This window comes from Streptomyces sp. MGP-P1, assembly GCF_057766565.1.
Window position 1 is genome coordinate 90,707 of the sequence record NZ_JBYMEM010000007.1, and the last position, 20,420, is coordinate 111,126.

Annotated in this window: 14 protein-coding genes and 1 CRISPR repeat array (1 of these 15 cut by a window edge); of the genes, 6 read left to right on the forward strand and 8 right to left on the reverse strand. The window is 72.1% G+C overall.

Translation table 11 applies throughout. The annotated features are described in order from the left end of the window. A CRISPR array of direct repeats spans positions 1-643; the repeat unit is 29 nt; unit sequence GGGACCACCCCCGCGTGCGCGGGGACCAC; it begins 118 nt to the left of the window's first position. A 295-nt stretch (positions 644-938) separates the two neighbouring features. Both AC3CH1_RS22190 and AC3CH1_RS22195 read right to left on the reverse strand, forming a co-directional pair. Then, positions 939-2,048 (reverse strand): MarR family transcriptional regulator, encoded by a 1,110-nt coding sequence (locus AC3CH1_RS22190; protein WP_488464539.1) that lies wholly within the window; start codon positions 2,046-2,048, stop codon positions 939-941. Positions 2,049-2,477: 429 nt separating this feature from the next. Further along, on the reverse strand, positions 2,478-4,280 hold the full coding sequence (locus AC3CH1_RS22195) for an MFS transporter (protein ID WP_488464540.1): 1,803 nt from the start codon (positions 4,278-4,280) through the stop codon (positions 2,478-2,480). Between the two features lie 483 nt (positions 4,281-4,763). On the opposite strand from AC3CH1_RS22195, the gene AC3CH1_RS22200 reads away from it, so the two are divergent. Continuing rightward, positions 4,764-5,552 (forward strand): ABC transporter ATP-binding protein, encoded by a 789-nt coding sequence (locus AC3CH1_RS22200; RefSeq protein ID WP_488464541.1) that lies wholly within the window; start codon positions 4,764-4,766, stop codon positions 5,550-5,552. Further along, positions 5,549-8,134: an ABC transporter permease gene (locus AC3CH1_RS22205; RefSeq protein ID WP_488464542.1), complete on the forward strand. Its 2,586-nt coding sequence runs from the start codon at positions 5,549-5,551 to the stop codon at positions 8,132-8,134. The genes AC3CH1_RS22200 and AC3CH1_RS22205 overlap by 4 nt, the downstream gene beginning before the upstream one ends. A 255-nt stretch (positions 8,135-8,389) precedes the next feature. On the opposite strand, the gene AC3CH1_RS22210 is transcribed toward AC3CH1_RS22205, so the two are convergent. Then, the gene (locus tag AC3CH1_RS22210) at positions 8,390-9,067 is read right to left on the reverse strand and encodes a helix-turn-helix transcriptional regulator (protein ID WP_488464543.1); all 678 of its coding nucleotides are present in this window, start codon (positions 9,065-9,067) and stop codon (positions 8,390-8,392) included. Positions 9,068-9,751: 684 nt separating this feature from the next. Between AC3CH1_RS22210 and mfd the strand changes: the two genes are divergently transcribed. Continuing rightward, on the forward strand, positions 9,752-13,285 hold the full coding sequence (gene mfd, locus AC3CH1_RS22215; protein ID WP_488464544.1) for a transcription-repair coupling factor: 3,534 nt from the start codon (positions 9,752-9,754) through the stop codon (positions 13,283-13,285). 304 nt (positions 13,286-13,589) lie between these two features. On the opposite strand, the gene AC3CH1_RS22220 is transcribed toward mfd, so the two are convergent. The 3 genes from AC3CH1_RS22220 to AC3CH1_RS22230 all read right to left on the reverse strand — a co-directional run bounded on the left by AC3CH1_RS22220 (position 13,590) and on the right by AC3CH1_RS22230 (position 16,217). Continuing rightward, entirely contained in the window at positions 13,590-14,354 is a 765-nt protein-coding gene (locus tag AC3CH1_RS22220; RefSeq protein WP_488464545.1) for a hypothetical protein, read from the reverse strand. Between the two features lie 202 nt (positions 14,355-14,556). Continuing rightward, complete coding sequence (locus AC3CH1_RS22225; RefSeq protein ID WP_488464546.1) at positions 14,557-15,426, reverse strand: nucleotidyltransferase domain-containing protein; 870 nt, start codon at positions 15,424-15,426, stop codon at positions 14,557-14,559. Between the two features lie 203 nt (positions 15,427-15,629). Continuing rightward, positions 15,630-16,217 (reverse strand): TetR/AcrR family transcriptional regulator, encoded by a 588-nt coding sequence (locus tag AC3CH1_RS22230; protein WP_488464547.1) that lies wholly within the window; start codon positions 16,215-16,217, stop codon positions 15,630-15,632. A gap of 114 nt (positions 16,218-16,331) precedes the next feature. Here AC3CH1_RS22230 and AC3CH1_RS22235 point away from each other — a divergent pair, with 114 nt between their 5' ends. Beyond that, positions 16,332-17,201, forward strand: a complete 870-nt coding sequence (locus AC3CH1_RS22235; RefSeq protein ID WP_488464548.1) for an SCO6745 family protein — start codon at positions 16,332-16,334, stop codon at positions 17,199-17,201. Positions 17,202-17,374: 173 nt separating this feature from the next. Continuing rightward, positions 17,375-18,184, forward strand: a complete 810-nt coding sequence (locus AC3CH1_RS22240) for an HNH endonuclease family protein (RefSeq protein ID WP_488464549.1) — start codon at positions 17,375-17,377, stop codon at positions 18,182-18,184. Between the two features lie 45 nt (positions 18,185-18,229). Here AC3CH1_RS22240 and AC3CH1_RS22245 read toward each other — a convergent pair whose 3' ends face one another. Further along, on the reverse strand, positions 18,230-18,892 hold the full coding sequence (locus tag AC3CH1_RS22245; protein WP_488464550.1) for a hypothetical protein: 663 nt from the start codon (positions 18,890-18,892) through the stop codon (positions 18,230-18,232). Between the two features lie 97 nt (positions 18,893-18,989). Beyond that, positions 18,990-19,547, reverse strand: a complete 558-nt coding sequence (locus AC3CH1_RS22250) for a GNAT family N-acetyltransferase (protein ID WP_488464551.1) — start codon at positions 19,545-19,547, stop codon at positions 18,990-18,992. A 111-nt stretch (positions 19,548-19,658) separates the two neighbouring features. Here AC3CH1_RS22250 and AC3CH1_RS22255 point away from each other — a divergent pair, with 111 nt between their 5' ends. Next, a complete protein-coding gene (locus AC3CH1_RS22255; RefSeq protein WP_488464552.1) occupies positions 19,659-20,405 on the forward strand; it encodes an N-acetyltransferase in 747 nt (248 codons plus the stop codon). Positions 20,406-20,420 lie beyond the last annotated feature (15 nt).

Consider the following 20,420-nt stretch of genomic DNA (forward strand, 5'->3'; position numbering starts at 1 on the left):
GCATGGGACCACCCCCGCGTGCGCGGGGACCACATCGAGGGGTTCGAGAACGTGGCGTCGCAGGCGGAACCACCCCCGCGTGCGCGGGGACCATCTGATTCGGGACAACGGCATCCCGACGGCCCGGGGGCCACCCCCGCGTGCGCGGGGATCACGCCTCGTGTTGCGGGGTCCACGGCGGGGGCAGGGGACCACCCCCGCGGGCGCGGGGACCACGCCGTTTTCGACGGGTGGTCGAACAGCGTCCTGGGACCACCCCCGCGTGCGCGGGGACCACACATAGGAGCGTCCTAGCTCACTCCGCTACCCCGGGACCACCCCCGCGTGCGCGGGGACCACCCGTCGGCCCGGCGGATCATGAACCCGATGATGGGACCACCCCCGCGTGCGCGGGGACCACGTCGCACCCGAGGACGCCGCCCGCCACGCCCGGGGACCACCCCCGCGTGCGCGGGGACCACCCCCTGACCTGCGGTGTGGCGGCGTGGCGGACGGGACCACCCCCGCGTGCGCGGGGACCACGATCCCCCCTGCGGTTCACCGCGTTCGACCCGGGACCACCCCCGCGTGCGCGGGGACCACTCTCAAGGTCGCCGCTGCGATGCCGGTCCCCGGGGACCACCCCCGCGTGCGCGGGGACCACCGTTCGTGACCTGCGGGTTTATGCGCCCGCAGAGCTGTTTTTACCCACTTCTTGAGAAACGGACATACCTCCTCGATGTGGCAAACCGTCCTAGCCTGAAGTTGGGCATGCACAGGGGTGATTCTGCCCTTTGCCGGTCGCGTGCGGTATCTCGTCTCTGCAAGAGGAAGGGCGTTCGTCGTGTTCGGGATCTCGCGGAGGTGCATGGCTGCCATGCGCGGGGTTCGGTGACCTGCCGTGCGCTTGCCCGTGGCTTCTGTCGGTCGTGGGTACGAGTTGATCGTGGCGCTCGTGTTCAGACGGGTTTGAGCAGGTCGCGGAGATTGCTCATGTGGGCTTTGACGTCGGCGATCTCGGCAGGGTGGGGCGGGGTCTCGTCTGCCGCCGAGTGGGCGGTGCGGCAGGGGCGGCAGAGGCCGTCGGGGAGGGCTTCCGGCTGGCCGGGGCGTCCGCAGTCGGTGCACTCCATGAGGAGGCGGCGGGTTGGGGCGGGCGTGGCGGATCGGGCGTTTTCGGTGGGGAGTTGGGGTGGGATTTTGTCGGTGAGGCGGCGACGTAGGAAGCCGAGAGGGCTGTCGACCTGGGCGGGTAGTCCTGCGGTCAGGGCGCTGGTGAGGTAGTCGACGCTCACGCCTCGGGCGAGCCATTCCGTCGCGTGTGGTTCGAGGGTGGCGCAGTCGTCGGCGGAGAGAGCCAGCCGGTGGTCGTCGCGGCCGAGGCGGGCCAGGGCGAGATAGGCGGAGGACTGGCCGGCTCCGGGCGCTCGGGGAGCCGTGGGAGCCGTGCCCTGGGCGGGCGGTGCGGGCGGCTCGGGCTCGGCGTCCGGAGTCTGGGCCGGGGTGCGCTGGTGCGGTACGGCGTTGGGCTCGGGGGCCGGTCCCGTACCGCGTCCCTCCGGGGCGGGCAGCGGCGGCGGTTCCTCGGCCGGGGTCCACGGTGGCGGCGGTGCCGTGTCGAGCACGGACGACGACGGCGCGGGGGCTGCGGCCAGCGCGGCCTGCTCGGTGGCGAGGTAGGTGTTCCACCACTCGTTGTCGCGGGCGGTGCGGGACCAGAAGGTGCGGAAGACCCAGCGGGTCTCGTCGCCCGCACCGACGACGGCCGCGCAGCGGACGCGCCGCAGGTGCCCGGCGACGGACAGGGCGGTCAGCGCGGTGGAGATGGCCTGCTGGCCGTAGAGCGGGAGCTGCTTCGCCAGCGTCTTCACGCTCATCGCCGCGCCCTCGGGGAGGTGGTCGACGAACCCGGCGACATACCGTTCTCGCGTCGGCAGGAGGGCGAAATCGTCGCGCGTACGCGGGCGTTGGTCGGGTGCGGAGCGTTTGCCGTAGCCGGGCTTGGCCATCGGGTACGCGGCGGGGCGTGCGGGAGCGGGCAGGGCGGAGCTAGGGTGCTGAGTAGCCACGGGATCGTCTTTCTAGGGTATCGATCTTGCGGTAAGACCCCGGCCTGGTGCGTCCAACACCGTGTCGGGGTCGTTTGGTTCTCGCACCGTAAGCAGTCGTGACGCTGTGCCGCAAGCTGTCACGATTAGTCATACTTGCTGACCGTTACGGGGTAGGGAGGTGGGGGAGGTTTTCCCAACCCCCTTCTTCTGTCTGCCGGTTAAAAGAAGGCGCTCGAACCTCGGGTCCCGTATCCCGACGCCCGAGTCCCGGCACCCGAGCTTCGGGCCGGGGACCCACTCACGTACCCCCGGAAGAGTGACCCGACCGCACCGAAGCCCGGGGCCCGGGGCCCGAGTTTCGGGGGCTGCGTCCGGTCCAGGCCGGTCGCGTACCAGGTGCGCGCTTCAACTGATCGAGCGCGCGGGCAGCGCATTGGCAGTCCGCGTCTAGGAGGGAGTGCCCTGCCGGCCGGCCGCCTCCGTGGCTCCGGAGGCGGCGGCGGTCTCGGTGATGACCGGGAAGCGGCGCGGGGCCAGCGTGATCAGGGCGAGCAGGGCCAGGGCCGCGGCTCCGGCGGCTCCGATGTAGACATGGTCCACCGCAGCGTCGACCGCCCGGCGCAGGTAGTCCGTCGCCGCTGCGGAGAGGGTGCCCGGGTCCTCCAGGGCGCGGGCGACGGCGTCCAGGTCATCGGGGAGGCCGGCCACCGGGGCGTCGAGGAGGCGGGCGGCCAGGACGCCGTTGGCGACGGCCCCGAAGACCGCCGCGCCGATGCTCTGGCCGACCTGGCGGCAGAAGAGGACGGACGCCGTCGTCGTACCGCGCTCCGCCCAGCCGACCGTCGACTGGACGCCCACGATCAGCGGGAGTTGGAAGAGGCCGAGGGCCGCGCCGAGCAGGAGCATGAGCAGCGCCGGGTGCCAGGGCTCGCCGGGGTAGGGGAGCAGGGGGAAGGCCAGCAGGACCAGCAGGGCCGCGCCGATGCCGATGATCGCGGTGAGGCGGAAGCCGATGCGGTTGTAGACCCGGTCGGACAGTGCCGCCGTGACGGGCCAGCTCAGCGTCATCACGGAGAGCACGAACCCGGCCGCTATCGGGCCGAGACCCAGCACCGACTGGGCGTACGTGGGGAGGAAGACGGTCGGCGCGACCATCAGCAGGCCCAACGCGCCGAGCGCCAGGTTGACCGAGGCGATGGTGCGCCGACGCCACACCCAGCCCGGGATGATCGGCTCCGCCGCCCGCCGCTCGATGACGACGGTGAGCAGCGCCAGCACCGCGCTCGCCCCGAACAGGCCGAGCGAGGGCGCCGAGAGCCAGGGCCAGGCGACACCGCCCTGTACGAGCGCGGTGAGCAGCAGGGCACCGGTCGCGAAGACGGCGAGCGCGCCCGCCCAGTCGACGCGGGGCCGGACGGTGGGGCGGGGGCGGGCGGGTTCATGGAGGTGGCGGACCACCAGCCAGAGGGCGACCGCCCCGACCGGGAGGTTGATCAGGAAGATCCACCGCCAGTCGGCGTACCCGGCGAGCAGCCCGCCGACCACGGGCCCGGCGACCGCGGAAGTGGCCCACACCGTCGACAGTTTGGCCTGGATGCGCGGGCGTTCCTTCAGTGGGTAGAGGTCGGCCGCGATGGTCTGGACGGTGCCCTGGAGCGCGCCGCCGCCCAGGCCCTGGACGATGCGGAACGCGATGAGCGCGCCCATGTTCCAGGCGGCCGCGCAGAGGATCGAGCCGATCAGGAACAGGATGATCCCGGCTATCAGGACCGGTTTGCGGCCGAAGGTGTCGGAGAGCTTCCCGTACAGGGGGAGCGTGACGGTGACGGCCAGCAGATAGCCGGAGAAGAGCCAGGAGAAGACGGTGAACCCGCCGAGGTCCCCGACGATCTGGGGGACGGCGGTGGACACGATGGTGCCGTCGATGGCCGCCAGCGCCATGCCGAGCATGAGCGCCGCCACGACGGGGCGGCGGCCCCGGGGGGTGGTGAGGGCGGGCGGCCCGCCGGTGCCGTCCCTGCCCGTGCCGTCCCTGCCCGGGCCGTCCTTGCCCGTGCCGTCCCCGCCCGGGCCGGGGCCCGCACCCGCGCCTGCGCCCGAAGCCGTACTCGTATTCGCACCCGCGCCGGGACCCGTACCTGTACCCGCACCCGCGCCGGGACCCGTACCTGTACCCGCACCCGCGCCGGGGGCGGAGTTCGCCGTTGTGCCGTCCGCGCCCACGTCGCTCTTGTCGTCCGTGCCGCTCACCGGGTTTCCTTCCCTATGCACGTATCTCCCGGGGCACTGTCTCATCCGGGAGCGCCGTACGGGGCGGGACGAGGAGAACGGTCGAGGGTTCGGCGGGAGGAAGGGCAGAGGAAAGGGCAGGGGAAAGGCAGGGTGGGCAAGGGGGGCGCGGGCGGACCCTTCCGCTCCGCTTGGGTGACCGCCCCGCCCGCGGTCCCGCCGGGGCGAACGGTGCCCCTGACCTCGCCTCCCCCTGGGGGGCGAGTCCCCTAGGGGGTGCCCCTCATAGTGGCCAGGGCCCGTTCCTCCCGGCGGAGGACGTGGTGCCGGGGGCGTTTCCTTAACCTGTTCTTACGTCGCCGCTAGGGCCCGTCGGAGGGGGGAGGGTGGGGAAAACCCCACCTGAAGACTGCGCTGGGCACCATCGCGCCGGACACCGTCCAGAACCCAGACTCGGACCGTACCCAATGGCGTCCAGTCATCGACCGACATAGGAGAAATACCGTGACAACGGCTGTGACCATTCCCAGGCACGGGGGCACTGGAGGGCGTACGGCCGTCGCGGCGCGAGCGCGGCAGGTCGTGAAGGCGTACGGGACCGGGGAGACCCGGGTCGTCGCGCTCGACCACGTCGATGTGGACATCGCCCGCGGGCAGTTCACGGCGATCATGGGCCCGTCCGGCTCCGGCAAGTCGACCCTGATGCACTGCCTGGCCGGCCTCGACACGGTGACGTCGGGCGAGATCTATCTCGACGAGACCGAGATCACCAAGCTCAAGGACAAGAAGCTCACCCAGCTCCGGCGCGACCGGATCGGGTTCATCTTCCAGGCGTTCAACCTGCTCCCGACGCTCAACGCGATCGAGAACATCACGCTGCCGATGGACATCGCGGGCCGCAAGCCCGACGCCGCCTGGCTCCAGCAGGTCGTGGACACGGTCGGGCTCTCCGAGCGCCTCAAGCACCGCCCCACCCAGCTCTCGGGCGGTCAGCAGCAGCGTGTCGCCGTCGCCAGGGCGCTGGCCGCCCGGCCGGAGATCATCTTCGGTGACGAGCCCACCGGAAACCTGGACTCCCGCGCCGGGGCCGAAGTCCTGGACTTCCTCCGCAAGTCGGTCGACGAGCTGGGCCAGACCATCGTCATGGTCACCCACGACCCCGTCGCCGCCTCCTACGCGGACCGGGTGCTGTATCTCGCCGACGGTTCCATCGTCGACGAGATGCTCAACCCGACCGCGGACCAGGTCCTCGACCGCATGAAGCACTTCGACGCACGTGGGCGGACGTCATGACTGTCTGGAAGACCTCGGTGCGCAACTTCCTCGCGCACAAGGGCCGGATGGCCCTCTCCGCCGTGGCGGTGCTGCTGTCCGTGGCGTTCGTCTGCGGCACGCTCGTCTTCACCGACACGATGAACACCACCTTCGACAAGCTCTTCGCGGTGACCTCGCCCGACGTCACCGTCAGCCCGAAGGCGGCCGGCGGGGCCGACGAGCAGCCCGACAACGGCAAGCCCGCCTCACTGCCCGCCTCCGTCGTCCAGGAGGTTGCGAAGGCCGACGGCGTGAAGAAGGCGGAGGGCTCCGCCCTCTCCATGGCGGTCACCGTCGTCAACAGTGAGAACAAGAACATGGGCTCCGAGACCGGAGCCCCCACCATCGCGAGCAACTGGACCGAGAACGACCTGCGTTCGATGGAGATCACCTCCGGAAACGCACCCCGCGGCCCCACCGAGGTGATGGTCGACGCCGACACCGCGAAGAAGCACAAGCTCGAGATCGGGGACGAGCTGCGCATCATCGCCGCCACCGGTGACATCGGGGCGAAGATCAGCGGCATCGCGTCCTTCACCGTCACCAACCCGGGCGCGGCCATCGTCTACCTCGACACCGCCACCGCCCAGAAGCAACTGCTCGGCGCCCCCGACGTCTTCAGCCAGATCCTGGTGAGCGCGGAGAGCGGCGTCAGCGACACCCAGCTGAAGAAGAACATCGCCACCGCCCTCGACGGCTCGGGCGCGTACAAGCTCCAGACCCAGCAGGAGGCCTCGGAGGCCAACAAGGACTCCATGGGCGCTTTCCTGGACGTCATGAAGTACGCGATGCTCGGCTTCGCCGGAATCGCCTTCCTCGTCGGCATCTTCCTCATCGTCAACACCTTCTCGATGCTGGTCGCCCAGCGGACCCGCGAGATCGGTCTCATGCGGGCCATCGGCTCCAGCCGCAAGCAGGTCAACCGTTCCGTGCTGGTGGAGGCGGTCCTCCTCGGCATCGTCGGCTCCCTGCTCGGCGTCGCGGCCGGCGTCGGCCTCGCCGTCGGCCTGATGAAGGCGATGGGCGCGGTGGGCATGGAGCTGTCCACCGGCGACCTCACCGTCGCCTGGACGACCCCGGTGGTCGGCCTCGTGCTCGGCGTCGTCGTCACCGTCCTCGCCGCGTACATCCCCGCCCGCCGGGCCGGCAAGGTCTCGCCGATGGCCGCGCTGCGCGACGCCGGGACCCCCGCTGACGGCAAGTCCGGCTGGATCAGGGCCGGTATCGGCCTGTTCCTGACGGCGGCCGGCGGTGCGGCCCTGTGGGCGACGAGCCAGGCGGACAAGGCCACCGAAGGCTCGATGTTCCTCGCCATCGGCGTGCTGCTGACCCTGATCGGCTTCATCGTGATCGGCCCGCTCCTGGCCGGTGTGGTGGTGCGCGCCCTGAGCGTCGTCGTCCTGCGGCTCTTCGGCCCGGTCGGCCGACTGGCCGAGCGCAACGCCCTGCGCAACCCCCGGCGTACGGGAGCGACCGGAGCCGCCCTGATGATCGGGCTCGCCCTGGTGGCCTGCCTCTCCGTCGTCGGGTCCTCCATGGTGGCCTCGGCCACCGAAGAGCTCGACAAGTCCGTCGGAGCGGACTTCATCGTCCAGGACAGCGGAGCCGGGCGGCCGATCGTGCCCCAGGCCGCCGAGGCCCTGAACGCCGTGCCGCACCTGGAGCACATGACGAGCTACACCTACGTCGAGGCGAAGATCACCGCCCCCAACGGAAAGACGGAGGACGACGGGGTCACCGCCGCCGACCCGACGTACCAGCAGGACGTCCGGCGCACCGCGCTCTCCGGCGACCTCTCGAAGGCGTACGACAAGAACGCCATGTCCGTCGGCGAGGACTACGCCGCGAAGCACGGGGTCAAGGTCGGCGACACCCTCACCGTCGCGTTCAAGGCGGGGGAGACGGCGAAGCTGAAGGTCGTCGCCATCACCTCCGACGACACCAACATCGACCGTGGCGCGATGTACGTCGCCCTCACGACGGCGAAGTCCTACGTCCCTGCCGACCGGATGCCGCAGAACGTGGCCATGTTCGGCAAGGCGGAGGAGGGCAAGGAGAAGGAGGCGTACGCGGCCCTGAAGAGCGTGATGGCCGAGTACCCCGTCTACAAGGTGCAGAACCAGGCCGACTTCAAGGAAGACCTGAAGGACCAGATCGGCCAGTTGCTGAACATCGTGTACGGCCTGCTCGCCCTGGCGATCATCGTCGCGGTGCTCGGTGTGGTGAACACCCTCGCCCTGTCCGTGGTCGAACGGACCCGCGAGATCGGCCTGATGCGCGCCATCGGGCTCTCCCGACGCCAGCTGCGCCGCATGATCCGGCTGGAGTCCGTGGTCATCGCCCTCTTCGGGGCGCTGCTCGGACTCGGACTGGGGATGGGCTGGGGCACCGCGGCCCAGAAGCTGCTGGCGCTGGAGGGGCTGGAGGTCCTGGAGATCCCGTGGCCGACGATCCTCACGGTCTTCGCCTGCTCCGCCCTCGTCGGACTGTTCGCCGCTCTCGTCCCGGCCTTCCGGGCAGGCCGGATGAACGTCCTGAACGCCATCGCGACGGACGGATGAGCCGGCGTCCTCCCGGCTCCGGTGACCCTCCGGGCGTCACCGTAGGATGACCCGCAGGCCCCGGGACGTTCCTCCAAACGTCCCGGGGCCGAGCGCGTTTCCGCCTCCGTCCCGCACCGCGTTCCTCGTACTCCGCTTCCCGCACCGCGTTCGTTCCCGCACCGCGTTGCCCACCCCGCCGAGGCCTTCGGGCCTCCTGCCTCCGCCCTCCTGGCCTTCGGGCCACCGGCCTCCTGGCCTTCGGGCTTTCGGGCCTCAGATCCAACCGCGTTCCCGGGCCAGCAGCGCGGCCTGCGCCCGGCTGGCCGCGCCGAGCGTCTGCATCAGATCGGCGACGTGCCGTCGATAGGTCCGCACCGACACTCCCAGCTCCCGCGCGCCCGCCTCGTCCTTGCCCACCGTGCACATCGACACCAGCACCCGTCGCTCAATGCCGGAAGGGCGAGGGGCGGCAGCGCCCTCGCCGCTCTCCGTGCCGTCGCCCGCCCGGGACGGATCGTCGGCCGCCTGGTCCCAGATCCGTTCGCACAGGGAGACGATGCTGGAGACCAGGTCGCTGCGGCGGGCCAGGAGCGCGCCCCGCGAGGTGCCGGGAGGGGGAGCAGGTGCCCCCTGCTCCGCGCGTAGACCGTCAATGACGTGCCGCGACCGGGTGACGCGCTGGAGCTCCTGATGGAGCGTGTGCAGCCGGATGTCCACCAGTCGGGTGAGAGCCACCTCGGGATCCGTCGGGAAGATCCGCCGCTCGCCGTCCTCGGCGCGCAGCAGCCCCAGCTCCTGGAGCCGGGAGATCCGGGCGGGCGCCTCCCGGGGGCGGGAGTGCGACAGGGGGCGGAGGTCGTCGGCGCGGGTGCCGGGGTTGCGCAGGAAGTGCCGGTAGATCTCTTCCTCGGCCTCCGGGACCCCGAAAGCAGACAGCTCGTTCTCGCCCACGTACGCCCCCGATGCCTGGTGCCGTGGAGGCGTACGCCGAGGGGATCGCCCCGCGCCGCCCGTCCCGGCCGCTGCTCGCTCCGCCCGTGCCCCGTGCTGTTGACCGTGCCCTGTGCCCTGTGCCCTGTGCCCTGTGCCCCGTGCCCCGTGCCCCGTGCCGTTGACCGTGCCCCGTGCCCCGTGCCGTTGACCGTGCCCCGTACCGCATGGGTGGCGCGCCGGTCGATGTACCCGTCCGCGTGTCCGTGCAATGGTCGGGCAAAGACTAGACGCTGGGAACACTCCTGTGAGGATCCCCGGCAGAACTGCGCGCGGGACGGAGACGAACGGTGCACGACCGTCGACGAGCGGCGGTGCCGCCGCGACGGGCGGCGGGCCGGGTGTGACCGGGCGGCCCGGATCGGCCGTGAACCGGGCCGCCCGGTCGGGGATACGGGCGGCCCGGTTCGGGAAGCGGGCGGCGGGGGCGGGGATGCGGGCGGCGGGGGCGGCACGGACCGCGGGCTCGCCGGTTGCGGGCGCGACTGTCGCCCCCGGGTCGTACTCTGGAAGTCACCCCGGCCCCCGGGGGTGCCCGGCGGTTCAGGCATCCCTGACGTGTCGGGCCCTTCGCGTTGCCCCGGTAGCAGCCGGCTGCCGGTGAACCCTGAGCCGCACCTGATCTGAACCCCGGACGGAAACTTCATGAGCCTGCACGGTCTGCTGGATGTCGTCGTTACGGACCCGGCGCTCGCCGAGGCGGTGAAGGCCGCCGGGGACGGGCACCGGGCACACGTCGACCTGGTGGGCCCGCCCGGCGCGCGGCCGTTCGCCGTGGCCGCGCTGGCCCGGCAGACCGGCCGGACCGTGCTGGCCGTCACCGCGACGGGCCGGGAGGCCGAGGACCTGGCCGCCGCCCTGCGCACGCTGCTGCCGCCGGACACCATCGCCGAGTACCCGTCCTGGGAGACCCTGCCCCACGAGCGGCTCTCGCCCCGCTCGGACACCGTGGGCCGCCGCCTCGCCGTGCTGCGGCGCCTGGCTCATCCCCGCGAGGACGACCCGGAGACGGGCCCGGTCTCCGTCGTCGTCGCGCCGATCCGCTCCGTGCTCCAGCCGCAGGTCAAGGGGCTCGGCGAGCTGGAGCCCGTGGCGCTGGCCGGCGGGCAGAGCGCGGATATGGGGGAGGTCGTGGAAGCGCTGGCGGCCGCAGCGTACTCCCGGGTCGAACTGGTCGAGAAGCGCGGCGAGTTCGCCGTGCGCGGCGGAATCCTGGACGTCTTCCCGCCGACCGAGGAACACCCCCTTCGGGTGGAGTTCTGGGGCGACGAGGTCGAGGAGATCCGCTACTTCAAGATCGCCGACCAGCGGTCCCTGGAGGTCGCCGCGCACGGGCTGTGGGCCCCGCCCTGCCGCGAGCTGCTGCTGACCGACCAGGTGCGGGAGCGGGCCGCCGCGCTGGCGGAGGCCCACCCGGAGCTGGGTGAGCTGCTCGGCAAGATCGCGGAGGGCATCGCGGTCGAGGGCATGGAGTCCCTGGCCCCGGTCCTGGTCGACGACATGGAGCTGCTGCTCGACGTCCTGCCGCGGGACGCGATGGCGATCGTCTGCGACCCGGAGCGGGTCCGCACCAGGGCGGCCGACCTGGTCGCCACGAGCCAGGAGTTCCTCCAGGCGTCGTGGGCGGCTAGCGCGGGCGGCGGCGAGGCCCCCATCGACGTGGGCGCGGCCTCGCTGTGGGGCATCGCGGACGTCCGGGACCGGGCCCGCGAGCTGGACATGATGTGGTGGTCGATCTCGCCGTTCGCGGCCGACGCCGCCGACCACGACGACGACACCCTCCAGCTCTCCATGCACGCCCCCGAGGCGTACCGGGGCGACACCGCCCGTGCGCTCGCCGACACCAAGGGCTGGCTGGCCGACGGCTGGCGCACGGTGTACGTCACGGAGGGCCAGGGCCTCGCCACCCGTACGGTCGAGGTGCTGGGCGGCGAGGGCATCGCGGCCCGCCTCGACGCGGACCTGGCCGAGCTGACCCCGTCCCTGGTGCACGTCTCCTGCGGGGCCATCGAGCAGGGGTTCGTCGACCCGGCGCTGAAGCTCGCCGTGCTCACCGAGACGGACCTGACCGGTCAGCGCACCGCCACCAAGGACCTGGGCCGGATGCCGGCCCGCCGCCGCAAGACGATCGACCCCCTGACGCTGGAGGTCGGCGACTACATCGTCCACGAGCAGCACGGTGTGGGCCGGTACGTGGAGATGGTGCAGCGCACGGTCCAGGGCGCGACCCGCGAGTATCTGCTCGTCGAGTACGCCCCCGCCAAGCGCGGCCAGCCGGGTGACCGCCTCTACATCCCGACCGACCAGCTGGAGCAGGTCACCAAGTACGTCGGCGGCGAGGCCCCGACGCTGCACCGGCTCGGCGGCGCGGACTGGACGAAGACGAAGCAGCGGGCGAAGAAGGCGGTCAAGGAGATCGCCGCCGACCTGATCAAGCTCTACTCCGCCCGGATGGCGGCCCCCGGCCACGCCTTCGGCGCGGACACCCCCTGGCAGCGCGAGCTGGAGGACGCCTTCCCGTACGCGGAGACGCCCGACCAGCTGTCCACGATCGCCGAGGTCAAGGAGGACATGGAGAAGACGGTCCCGATGGACCGGCTGATCTGCGGCGACGTCGGCTACGGCAAGACGGAGATCGCGGTCCGGGCGGCGTTCAAGGCGGTCCAGGACGGCAAGCAGGTGGCGGTCCTGGTCCCCACGACCCTCCTGGTCCAGCAGCACTTCGGCACGTTCACCGAGCGCTACTCCCAGTTCCCGGTCAACGTCCGCGCCCTGAGCCGCTTCCAGTCGGACACCGAGTCCAAGGCCACCCTCGAAGGCCTCAGGGACGGGGCGGTCGACCTGGTCATCGGCACCCACCGCCTCTTCTCCTCCGAGACCAGGTTCAAGGACCTCGGCCTGGTCATCGTGGACGAGGAGCAGCGGTTCGGCGTCGAGCACAAGGAGCAGCTCAAGAAGCTCCGCGCCAACGTGGACGTGCTCACGATGTCCGCGACCCCCATCCCCCGTACGCTCGAGATGGCGGTCACCGGCATCCGCGAGATGTCCACGATCACCACCCCGCCGGAGGAGCGCCACCCGGTCCTCACCTTCGTCGGCCCGTACGAGGAGAAGCAGATCGGCGCGGCGGTCCGCCGTGAACTCCTGCGCGAGGGCCAGGTCTTCTACATCCACAACCGGGTCGAGTCCATCGACCGGGCCGCCGCCCGTCTCCGCGAGATCATCCCGGAGGCCAGGATCGCCACGGCCCACGGCCAGATGTCGGAGGCGTCCCTGGAACAGGTGGTGGTGGACTTCTGGGAGAAGAAGTTCGACGTCCTGGTCTCCACGACGATCGTCGAGTCCGGTATCGACATCTCCAACGCGAACACCCTGATCGTGGAGCGCGGCGACAACTTCGGCCTCTCCCAACTGCACCAGCTGCGCGGCCGGGTGGGCCGAGGCCGCGACCGGGGCTACGCCTACTTCCTCTACCCCCCCGAGAAGCCCCTGACGGAGACGGCCCACGAGCGCCTGGCCACCATCGCCCAGCACACGGAGATGGGCGCGGGCATGTACGTGGCGATGAAGGACCTGGAGATCCGCGGCGCGGGCAATCTGCTCGGCGGCGAGCAGTCCGGCCACATCGCGGGCGTCGGCTTCGACCTGTACGTCCGCATGGTCGGCGAGGCGGTCGCCGACTACCGGGCCCAGATGGAGGGCGGCGAGCAGGAGGAGCCCCCGCTGGAGGTCAAGATCGAGCTCCCGGTCGACGCCCACGTCCCGCACGACTACGCCCCCGGCGAGCGGCTGCGCCTCCAGGCCTACCGCTCGATCGCCGCGGCCTCCTCGGAGGACGACATCCGCGCGGTCCGCGAGGAGTTGACCGACCGCTACGGCCCCCTGCCCGAACCGGTAGAGAACCTCCTCCTGGTCGCCGGCCTGCGCATGCTGGCCCGCGCCTGCGGCGTCGGAGAGATCGTCCTCCAGGGCTCCAACATCCGCTTCGCGCCGGTGCAGTTGCGCGAGTCCCAGGAACTTCGCCTGAAGCGCCTGCACCCCAAGACGGTCATCAAGCCGGCCGCCCACCAGATCCTGGTCCCGCGCCCGACGACCGGAAGGATCGGCGGCAAGCCGGTCATCGGCCGCGAACTGCTGGCGTGGACCGGGGAGTTCCTGACGACGATCCTGGGGTCGTAGACCCGCGTACCGAGTGAACGACGGGCCCCGCCGGGCTGACCGGCGGGGCCCGATGCGTCTGGCCCCGGAGCCGCTACGGCGTCGCGGGCCGCTTGAACGCGGCTCGGTACTCCCCGGAAGGAGCGCACGCCCGGTTGCACCAGTCGGCGCTGCGGTTGGAGTCGCGGAGAACCGGGGGCCCGGGCGTCGACGGGGCCGCGTCGACGCCCGGGCGGAGCAAGGCCGTTGTCATCCCCCGGCGGCGGTCTCCCGGCTCGGCGGACCGAGCGCCTGGGCCGTCACCGGCCTGTCGGCACGGCGGGCGTCACTTCACCACGACGTTGTCCCCGGACGACGTCGACGCACCGGTGGTGGTGTTGCCGTAGTACGCCCAGCGCCACGTACCCGTCTTGGAGGCCTTCACGGTCGTCTTGAGCTTGCCCGAGCCGTCCGCGTACACCTTCTTGACCGTGCTGTAGGAGGCCGAGCCGGAAGGCTTGAACTGCAAGCTCACGTGGCGGCCACCGTAGTTGGCGTACTTCCTGGTCTCCCAGTTGGCCCGCGTGACCTTGCCGGTCACGGTGATGGTCCTGCCCTTGGCCACCGGTTCCGGTGAGGCGTCGACGGTCAGACGGGAGTTGCGCTGGACGTAGACCGTCATGCCCTTGTCGTCGACGTCGCCGCTGCCGTCCTTGAAACGCACCTCGGCCCCGACCCTCCAGGCCCCGGCCTCGCTGTTACGCATGTCCCACACGCTCGGGTCGAAGTACATCGTCTCGTTGATGTCACAGGCGCCGACCTGGTTGGGGCAGTCGTTCGTCTCGATCGAGTGCCACAGCTGCTCCTCCCCACTGTTGCGGTGGAGGAACACCAACCCCGGCGCCTTCCACGGCTTCGTGGTCGTCATCCGGAAGGAGGCGGGCACCGCGACCTCCTTCGTCGTCCCGATGACGATCGGCTTGCCGCCGTTCACCTGGACACGGCTGAACGAGGCCCCGCCCTCGGCCGCCCCGGCCGGCACCGCGGCCACCGCCGTGAACACCGCCGCCGCACCGCCGGCCACGACGGCTCTCCAGACCTGCTTCCCCACCTGATCTCCGATCTCCGTACGAATGGCGCCGAAGGATCGTCCCTCCGGCGCCTTACAGACGGCCGGCATCCATCCAGGGTTGTGCATCCCGCGCATCACGATGGGGCATCGGCCCTGCGGACGCGGCCGACCGGGGCGGCGGCGGCCGATGGAACGCCGTCCGGACGGTCCTGCGGACAACTCCGTGCTCGACCGGCCGAGGTCACTCGGCCGGGGCCAGCGCCTCCGCGATCTCCTCGTGCAGCCCCAGGGGCAGTCGCGTCCCCCACCGGTCCGCCGCCCCGGCCGCCAGTTCCCGGCTCCACCGCCAACTGTTCGCCGCCGCCGTGCGGAGGGCTGCCGGGGGCAGGGGCCCGGTGACCGTGGCGTACCGCTCGACGTCCGCCGGCGGCAGGTCCGCCTCCAGGGCGCGGCTCGGGGTGAGCCAGTGGGTGGTCGAACCGCGCAGCAGGCGGCAGAGCTTGAGCTGGAGCGGGGCGATCACGGCGTGCAGCAGGTTGTGGGCGCGGGCGTACTCGCCCCGGGCCTGGACGTGGGCCAGCATCAGGGTCCAGTTGGCCAGTTCGTCCGTGAGCTGCTGGGCGGTGGCCACCGGCTCCGGCGGGCGGAAGGCGGCCAGTTCGCGGGCGGCTGCCGTGAGGTCGCCGGTGCGGTCCAGCAGGACGGCCGCTTCGGGGCGGGGGAAGTGGACCTGCCCGCGCCAGGTGGGGATCTCCGCGATGCCGGGGCCGGTGGGCTCGACGTGGAACTCCCCCCGCATCAGGTCGTCGAAGACCACGGCGAGGATGCCGTACATGTTGGTGTACGCCAGTTTCAGCGGGGCCAGCCGCTCCACGAACTCCCGCCCGTCGAAGGCGTCGACGTCCTCCTCCCGTACGTAGAGGTAGGCGTCCAGGTCCGAGTGGGCGTCGGCCTCGCCGAGCGTCCACGAGCCGTAGAGGAGGACGCCCTCCACCCGTGGATCGGCCTCGGCCGTCGCGCGCAGCAGCTCGATGCGGCGGGCCAGTGCCGGGGCTTCGGCGGGCAGGGGTGTGCGGGCCTCACGGGCGTGGGCGGGCGGGGTGTGCGGCATGGCCGGGTCTCCTGAGTGGGGTGCGGGGGCATACGAACGAGGCCCGGCTGTCGACGCCGGGCTGCTTCCGGTCCCGGTGCGGGACCTCGTCCGTGGCTCAGGAGAAAACGCCCATGAGGGGCAGCCTAGGCCCTGTCGTCGAACTCCCGTCGCCCGGAGGGCGGCGACGGGAGTTCGACGACAGGGCCTCGGGGACGCCCGCGTCAGCTGTCGCGGCCTTTCTCCGGCGTGAAGATCAACGCCGTGAGTGACCGGAACGCCTCCTCCGGATCCCGGCCCTCCATCGCGTCGGCCAGGTTGCCGCTGAGCAGCAGCGTCGCGAAGCCGTGGGCCAGGGACCACGCGGCCACCCCCGCGAGGCGGTCGTCCTCGCCCCGGCCGGTCGGCGGGAGGTCCGCGACGCCCGCGCGCAGGGCCTCGGTCGCCCGGGCGCGGGCGGCCAGGAGGTCCGGGTCGTCGGTGCGGTGCAGGTCCGGCTGGAACATCACCTGGAAGTGCGCGGGGTGCGTCGCCGCGAACCGTACGTACGCCACGCCCCGCTCCCGGAGGTCCGGCGCTCCGGCCAGTGCGTCGGCGAACAGGGCGTAACCCTCGGCGGCCACGGCGGTCAGCAGGCCCGTGCGGTCCTTGAAGTGGTGCGCCGGCGCGGCGTGCGAGACGTCGGCCCGCCGGGCCAGGTCACGCAGGCTCAGGGCGCCGGGGCCGTTCGTCGCGATGACGTCGAGGGCGGCGTCCAGGATCACGCGCCGCAGGTCGCCGTGGTGGTAGGTGCGCTCGCGCTCGCTGCTCATGGCAGCACCCTACCCGGCATCTTGTCATTGACAAGTTCCATCGGCGCGCGCATGCTGGAGTCCTGATCTAGTCACTGGCAAGATTTGTGATTCCCGTTCGGGAAGGTGGAGATCATGACCGGAGAACCGGCCCGCGTGCGGCAGATGTGGCACCTCCTGGAGCCCCTGCACGCCGTTCTGTACTACGCCCCCGAGGCCTTCGAGGAGGCCGCCGCGCTGGGGTACGACACCGAGGAGCGCTGGGCGAGCTACTTCGCCTGGCGGGCGGCTCCGCTGGGGGCGGTGGGCGCCCGGGAGGCGGTGCGGACGTTCCACAGCTTCGCCCCGGCGATGGTGGAGCGTCACGTTCCGGGCGTCTGGGCGACCGCCGCCCCCGAGGCCGTGCTCGCGGCCCGACTGCGGGCGGTCGACCGGTCCTACCGGGCCCTGTTCGGGGACCGCGTGGAGGGACCGGAGTTCGCCGAGGCCGCCGCCCTGGCCCGCCGCGCGGCGCAGGCGGCGGGCCCGGGGACCCCCGGCGGCCTCGGGGCCGCCAACTCCGCGCTGCCCTGGCCCGACGCCCCGCACCTGGTGCTCTGGCAGGCGGCGACCGTTCTGCGCGAGCACCGGGGGGACGGGCACATCGCCGCCCTCGTCGGGGCCGGCCTCGACCCGGCCGAGTCGCTGGTCTCCTTCGCGGCGGTCGGCGCGGCGCCCCCGGAGGTGTTCGCGAGCCGGGAATGGGGCCCGGAGGAGTGGGGAGCGGCCCGGCGGCGGCTGCGGGAGCGCGGGCTGCTGACCGCGGACGGCACGGCCACGGACGAAGGGCGCGAGCTGCGCGCGAAGGTGGAGCTGCGTACCGACGAGGAGGCCGCCGGGCCGTGGCGGGCGCTGGGGGAGCAGGGGCGCGAGCGGCTGGTGGAGCTGCTGGGGGAGCCCTGGCTGGAGGTCATCGGGTCGGGGATGCTGCCCGCCGAGAACACCCTGGGCATCGGGAAGGTGTGACCGGGCCGGGGCGCTCCCGCTCCACCACCACCGCCCCGCCGCAGCAGACCACCCCCACCGAACCCGCGCGGGGCGTACCGCGTGCTGAAGCGCCGTCATGGAAACCCCTCCGGCGGGGAAGACGCCCATAGGATTCTCGGCGTTCGGCTCTCTCCCCGTCAGGACGGCTTCACGTGATAGCTCCCCGTACGCACCGCCGCCGTACGCACCGGGCGTCGGCCCTGCCCGCCGTCGGCGCTCTCGTCGCGGTCGCCCTGGTGGGCGGCTGCGGCCCCGACGGGTTGACGGGCGACGGCGGCGGAGCCGGTCCGAGCGGCGGGACCAAGGGCGGCGCGCGGTCCGCCGAGGGCTACGGCGCCAGCCCGTTGGACAACCCCGACGGTACGAAGCCGGGCCTGGCCCCCCTCACCACCGACGCGGACCGGGCCACCGCCCGGAAGATCATCGAGAAGGTGACCACCAAGGGGCGCGGCCCGAAGACCGGCTACGAGCGGAAGAAGTTCGGCTACGCCTGGAAGGACGGGATCGACGGCATCCCGCTCGCCCGCAACGGCTGCGACACCCGCAACGACCTGCTCGCCCGGGACGGCGAGGACATCGAGCACAAGGCGGGATCCGACTGCGTCGTCATGTCGATGACGCTCCAGGACCCCTACACCGGCGAGAGCATCGACTGGCGCAAGCAGCGGGCCGCCGAGGTGCAGATCGACCATGTGATGCCGCTGTCCTACAACTGGCAGATGGGCGCCGCCCGCTGGAACGAGGCCAAGCGCGAGCGGATCGCCAACGACCCGCTCAACCTCGTCCCGGTGGACGGCCCGGCCAACAACGCCAAACGGGACTCCGGCCCCGCCTCCTGGCTGCCGCCGTACAAGCCGATCCGCTGCTCCTACGCCGTACGGTTCGCCCAGGTCTCGCTGAAGTACGAACTCCCGGTCACGGCCGCCGACAAGCGGACCATGCTCACCCAGTGCGGCGGCTGAGCCGGCTGCCGGGCGGCAGCCACCGCAGCGGGGAGCGGGCGGATCTCAGACCTTGCCGCCGCAGATGACGTCGTAGGGCCGGCCGATCGCCATCATCAGCTGCATCGGCTCCGTGGTCGCCGCCGGGCACTCCTTCTTCTCCTTGACGAGGCCGAGGACCTTGAAGGCGTCCGCCCCGGCCGAGGCGCAGGCGATCTCCTCGGCCGTCGCCGAGATGCAGTCGCCCTCGACCAGCTGGCCGCCGCCGGCGCCCGCGTCGCCGGGGTGGTCGCCCGTCAGGTTGCGACCGCAGACCGTGTTGGTCGGGATGCCGCCGCCCTTCTTGCCGTCGCCGGAGCCGAAGACCCGGGAGACCTGGATGATCAGGTCCGTTCCGGCCGGGCACTGGATCGCGTCGGGCATGATGCTCGCGCTCTTGATCGCCAGCGCCTCGAAGGTCGCTCCCGACTCGTCGCAGTCGAAGGCGCGGTAGCCGTCCGGCTTGTTCTCCGGGTCGGGACCTCCGCAGTCACCGATCTCCCACGAGCCGCCCTTGCCGTCCGACGCGGACGAGGACGAGGGCGACTTGGAGTACTTGTTCGAGGAGTCGTCACCGAAGACCTTGAAGGCCCCGTAGCCCAGGCCGAGGATCACCGCGAGCACCACCAGGCTCTGGAGGCACCCGGCGGCTCTCCGGGGGCGGGGCGGTGCGGTGGCGGGCTGGGTCATGGTTCTGCTCCTCGACGAGTGGCGCCCCGGGTGCGAAGTCACGGGTACGAAGTCACGGGTGGGGACGCGGCATGAACACCTCATGGTTCCGGCCGGATCACGCCGGTCCGGGAGGGGCTCCGCCGAGGTCCTTGACCAGGAAGCGGGCCGGATCCGCGACCTCCTGCCGGACCCCGTCGGCGTCGAGGAACGCGTACCGGTCCAGGTAGCGGCAGCCGGTCTCGCGGTAGCCGATCCGCAGGTAGAGCGCGGCCGCCCGGCGGTTGTCGTCGTCCACGCCCAGGCCGATCAGGGCGTGATCGGCGGCACGGACCCGCTCCTCCGCCGCCTGGACCAGCGCCGTGCCGATGCCCCGGGAGCGCAGCCCCGGTGGCCAGATCCCGAGCCCGTTCAGCTCGGGGCAGCCCGGGAAACGGGCCTGGACCTCCGGGGCGGCGCAGCCCTGCCACAGGATCTGCGCCGACCCGACGGGTACGTCGTCGGCCCAGGCGGTCAGAAAGGTGTTGAGTCCCCGCTCCTGCCGGTCGAACCGGGCGGCGTGCCGCCGGGTCCGGCCGGGCGAGGGCAGGTGCCGCTCCAGGAGTCCGAGATCCGTCGCGCGGCAGGGCCGGATCAGTACGGGACCGACGCGGTCGGAGGGAGGTGTCGTCGTCATGCGGCGTGACGGTAGCCGGGCGGCGGCGCGGGCGCGCGGCCCCGGCGTGCGCCGTGGTGCCGAGACGATATTCGCTGGTCGGAGACGCTACGGCTGTTTAGGGTCGCGCGTATGGACCTGAACATCACCACTCTCGCCGAGCGTCCGGAGCTGGCCGACGCCCTCGACCGGATGCCGGACACCTGGCCGGAGTTCATGCTGGAGGACCTCGTCGGCTGGGCGAACTTCCCCCGGATCGCCGTCGAGTTCCCCCAGTACGTGCTGGTCGCCACCGACCCCGAGGGCGTCGTGGTCGCGCGCGCGTTCAGCGTGCCCTTCCTGCTGGACACCCCGGGGCGCGGCGAACTGCCCGTCGGCGGCTGGGACCAGGTGATGCTGTGGGCGTTCTCGGACCTGCGGCGCGGGAACACCCCCGACACGGTCAGCGCCATCGACATCACGGTGGCCACCGGCCATCTGGGCAAGGGGATATCGGGCCGGATGCTCGCCGCGCTGCGCGACAACGCGCGACGGCTCGGCTTCGGGCTGGTCGTCGCCCCGGTGCGGCCGAACGGCAAGCACCTGCGTTCCGGAGTGCCGATGGAGGAGTACGCCCGGCTGACCCGCCCCGAGGACGGCCTGCCGGAGGACCCCTGGCTGCGGGTCCACGCCCGGGCGGGCGGCAAGGTGGACTCGGTCGCCACGGTGTCGATGACGGTGAGCGGTTCGCTCGCGCGGTGGCGGGAGTGGACCGGGCTGCCGTTCGACACGGACGGTCCGGTGGAGGTCCCGGGGGCGCTCGTCCCGGTGCACTGCGCGCTCGCACACGGTTACGCGGTCTACGTCGAGCCCAACGTCTGGGTGCGGCACCAGCTGTGACGCCCGGGCCGGAAG

What these genes read in the sequence shown, in the direction of transcription:
- AC3CH1_RS22205 (WP_488464542.1), top strand. Translation starts at nt 5,549, where the DNA reads ATGACTGTCTGGAAGACCTCGGTGCGCAACTTCCTCGCGCACAAGGGC.
- mfd (WP_488464544.1), top strand. Translation starts at nt 9,752, where the DNA reads ATGAGCCTGCACGGTCTGCTGGATGTCGTCGTTACGGACCCGGCGCTC.
- AC3CH1_RS22225 (WP_488464546.1), bottom strand. Translation starts at nt 15,426, where the DNA reads ATGCCGCACACCCCGCCCGCCCACGCCCGTGAGGCCCGCACACCCCTG.
- AC3CH1_RS22230 (WP_488464547.1), bottom strand. Translation starts at nt 16,217, where the DNA reads ATGAGCAGCGAGCGCGAGCGCACCTACCACCACGGCGACCTGCGGCGC.
- AC3CH1_RS22235 (WP_488464548.1), top strand. Translation starts at nt 16,332, where the DNA reads ATGACCGGAGAACCGGCCCGCGTGCGGCAGATGTGGCACCTCCTGGAG.
- AC3CH1_RS22245 (WP_488464550.1), bottom strand. Translation starts at nt 18,892, where the DNA reads ATGACCCAGCCCGCCACCGCACCGCCCCGCCCCCGGAGAGCCGCCGGG.
- AC3CH1_RS22250 (WP_488464551.1), bottom strand. Translation starts at nt 19,547, where the DNA reads ATGACGACGACACCTCCCTCCGACCGCGTCGGTCCCGTACTGATCCGG.
- AC3CH1_RS22255 (WP_488464552.1), top strand. Translation starts at nt 19,659, where the DNA reads ATGGACCTGAACATCACCACTCTCGCCGAGCGTCCGGAGCTGGCCGAC.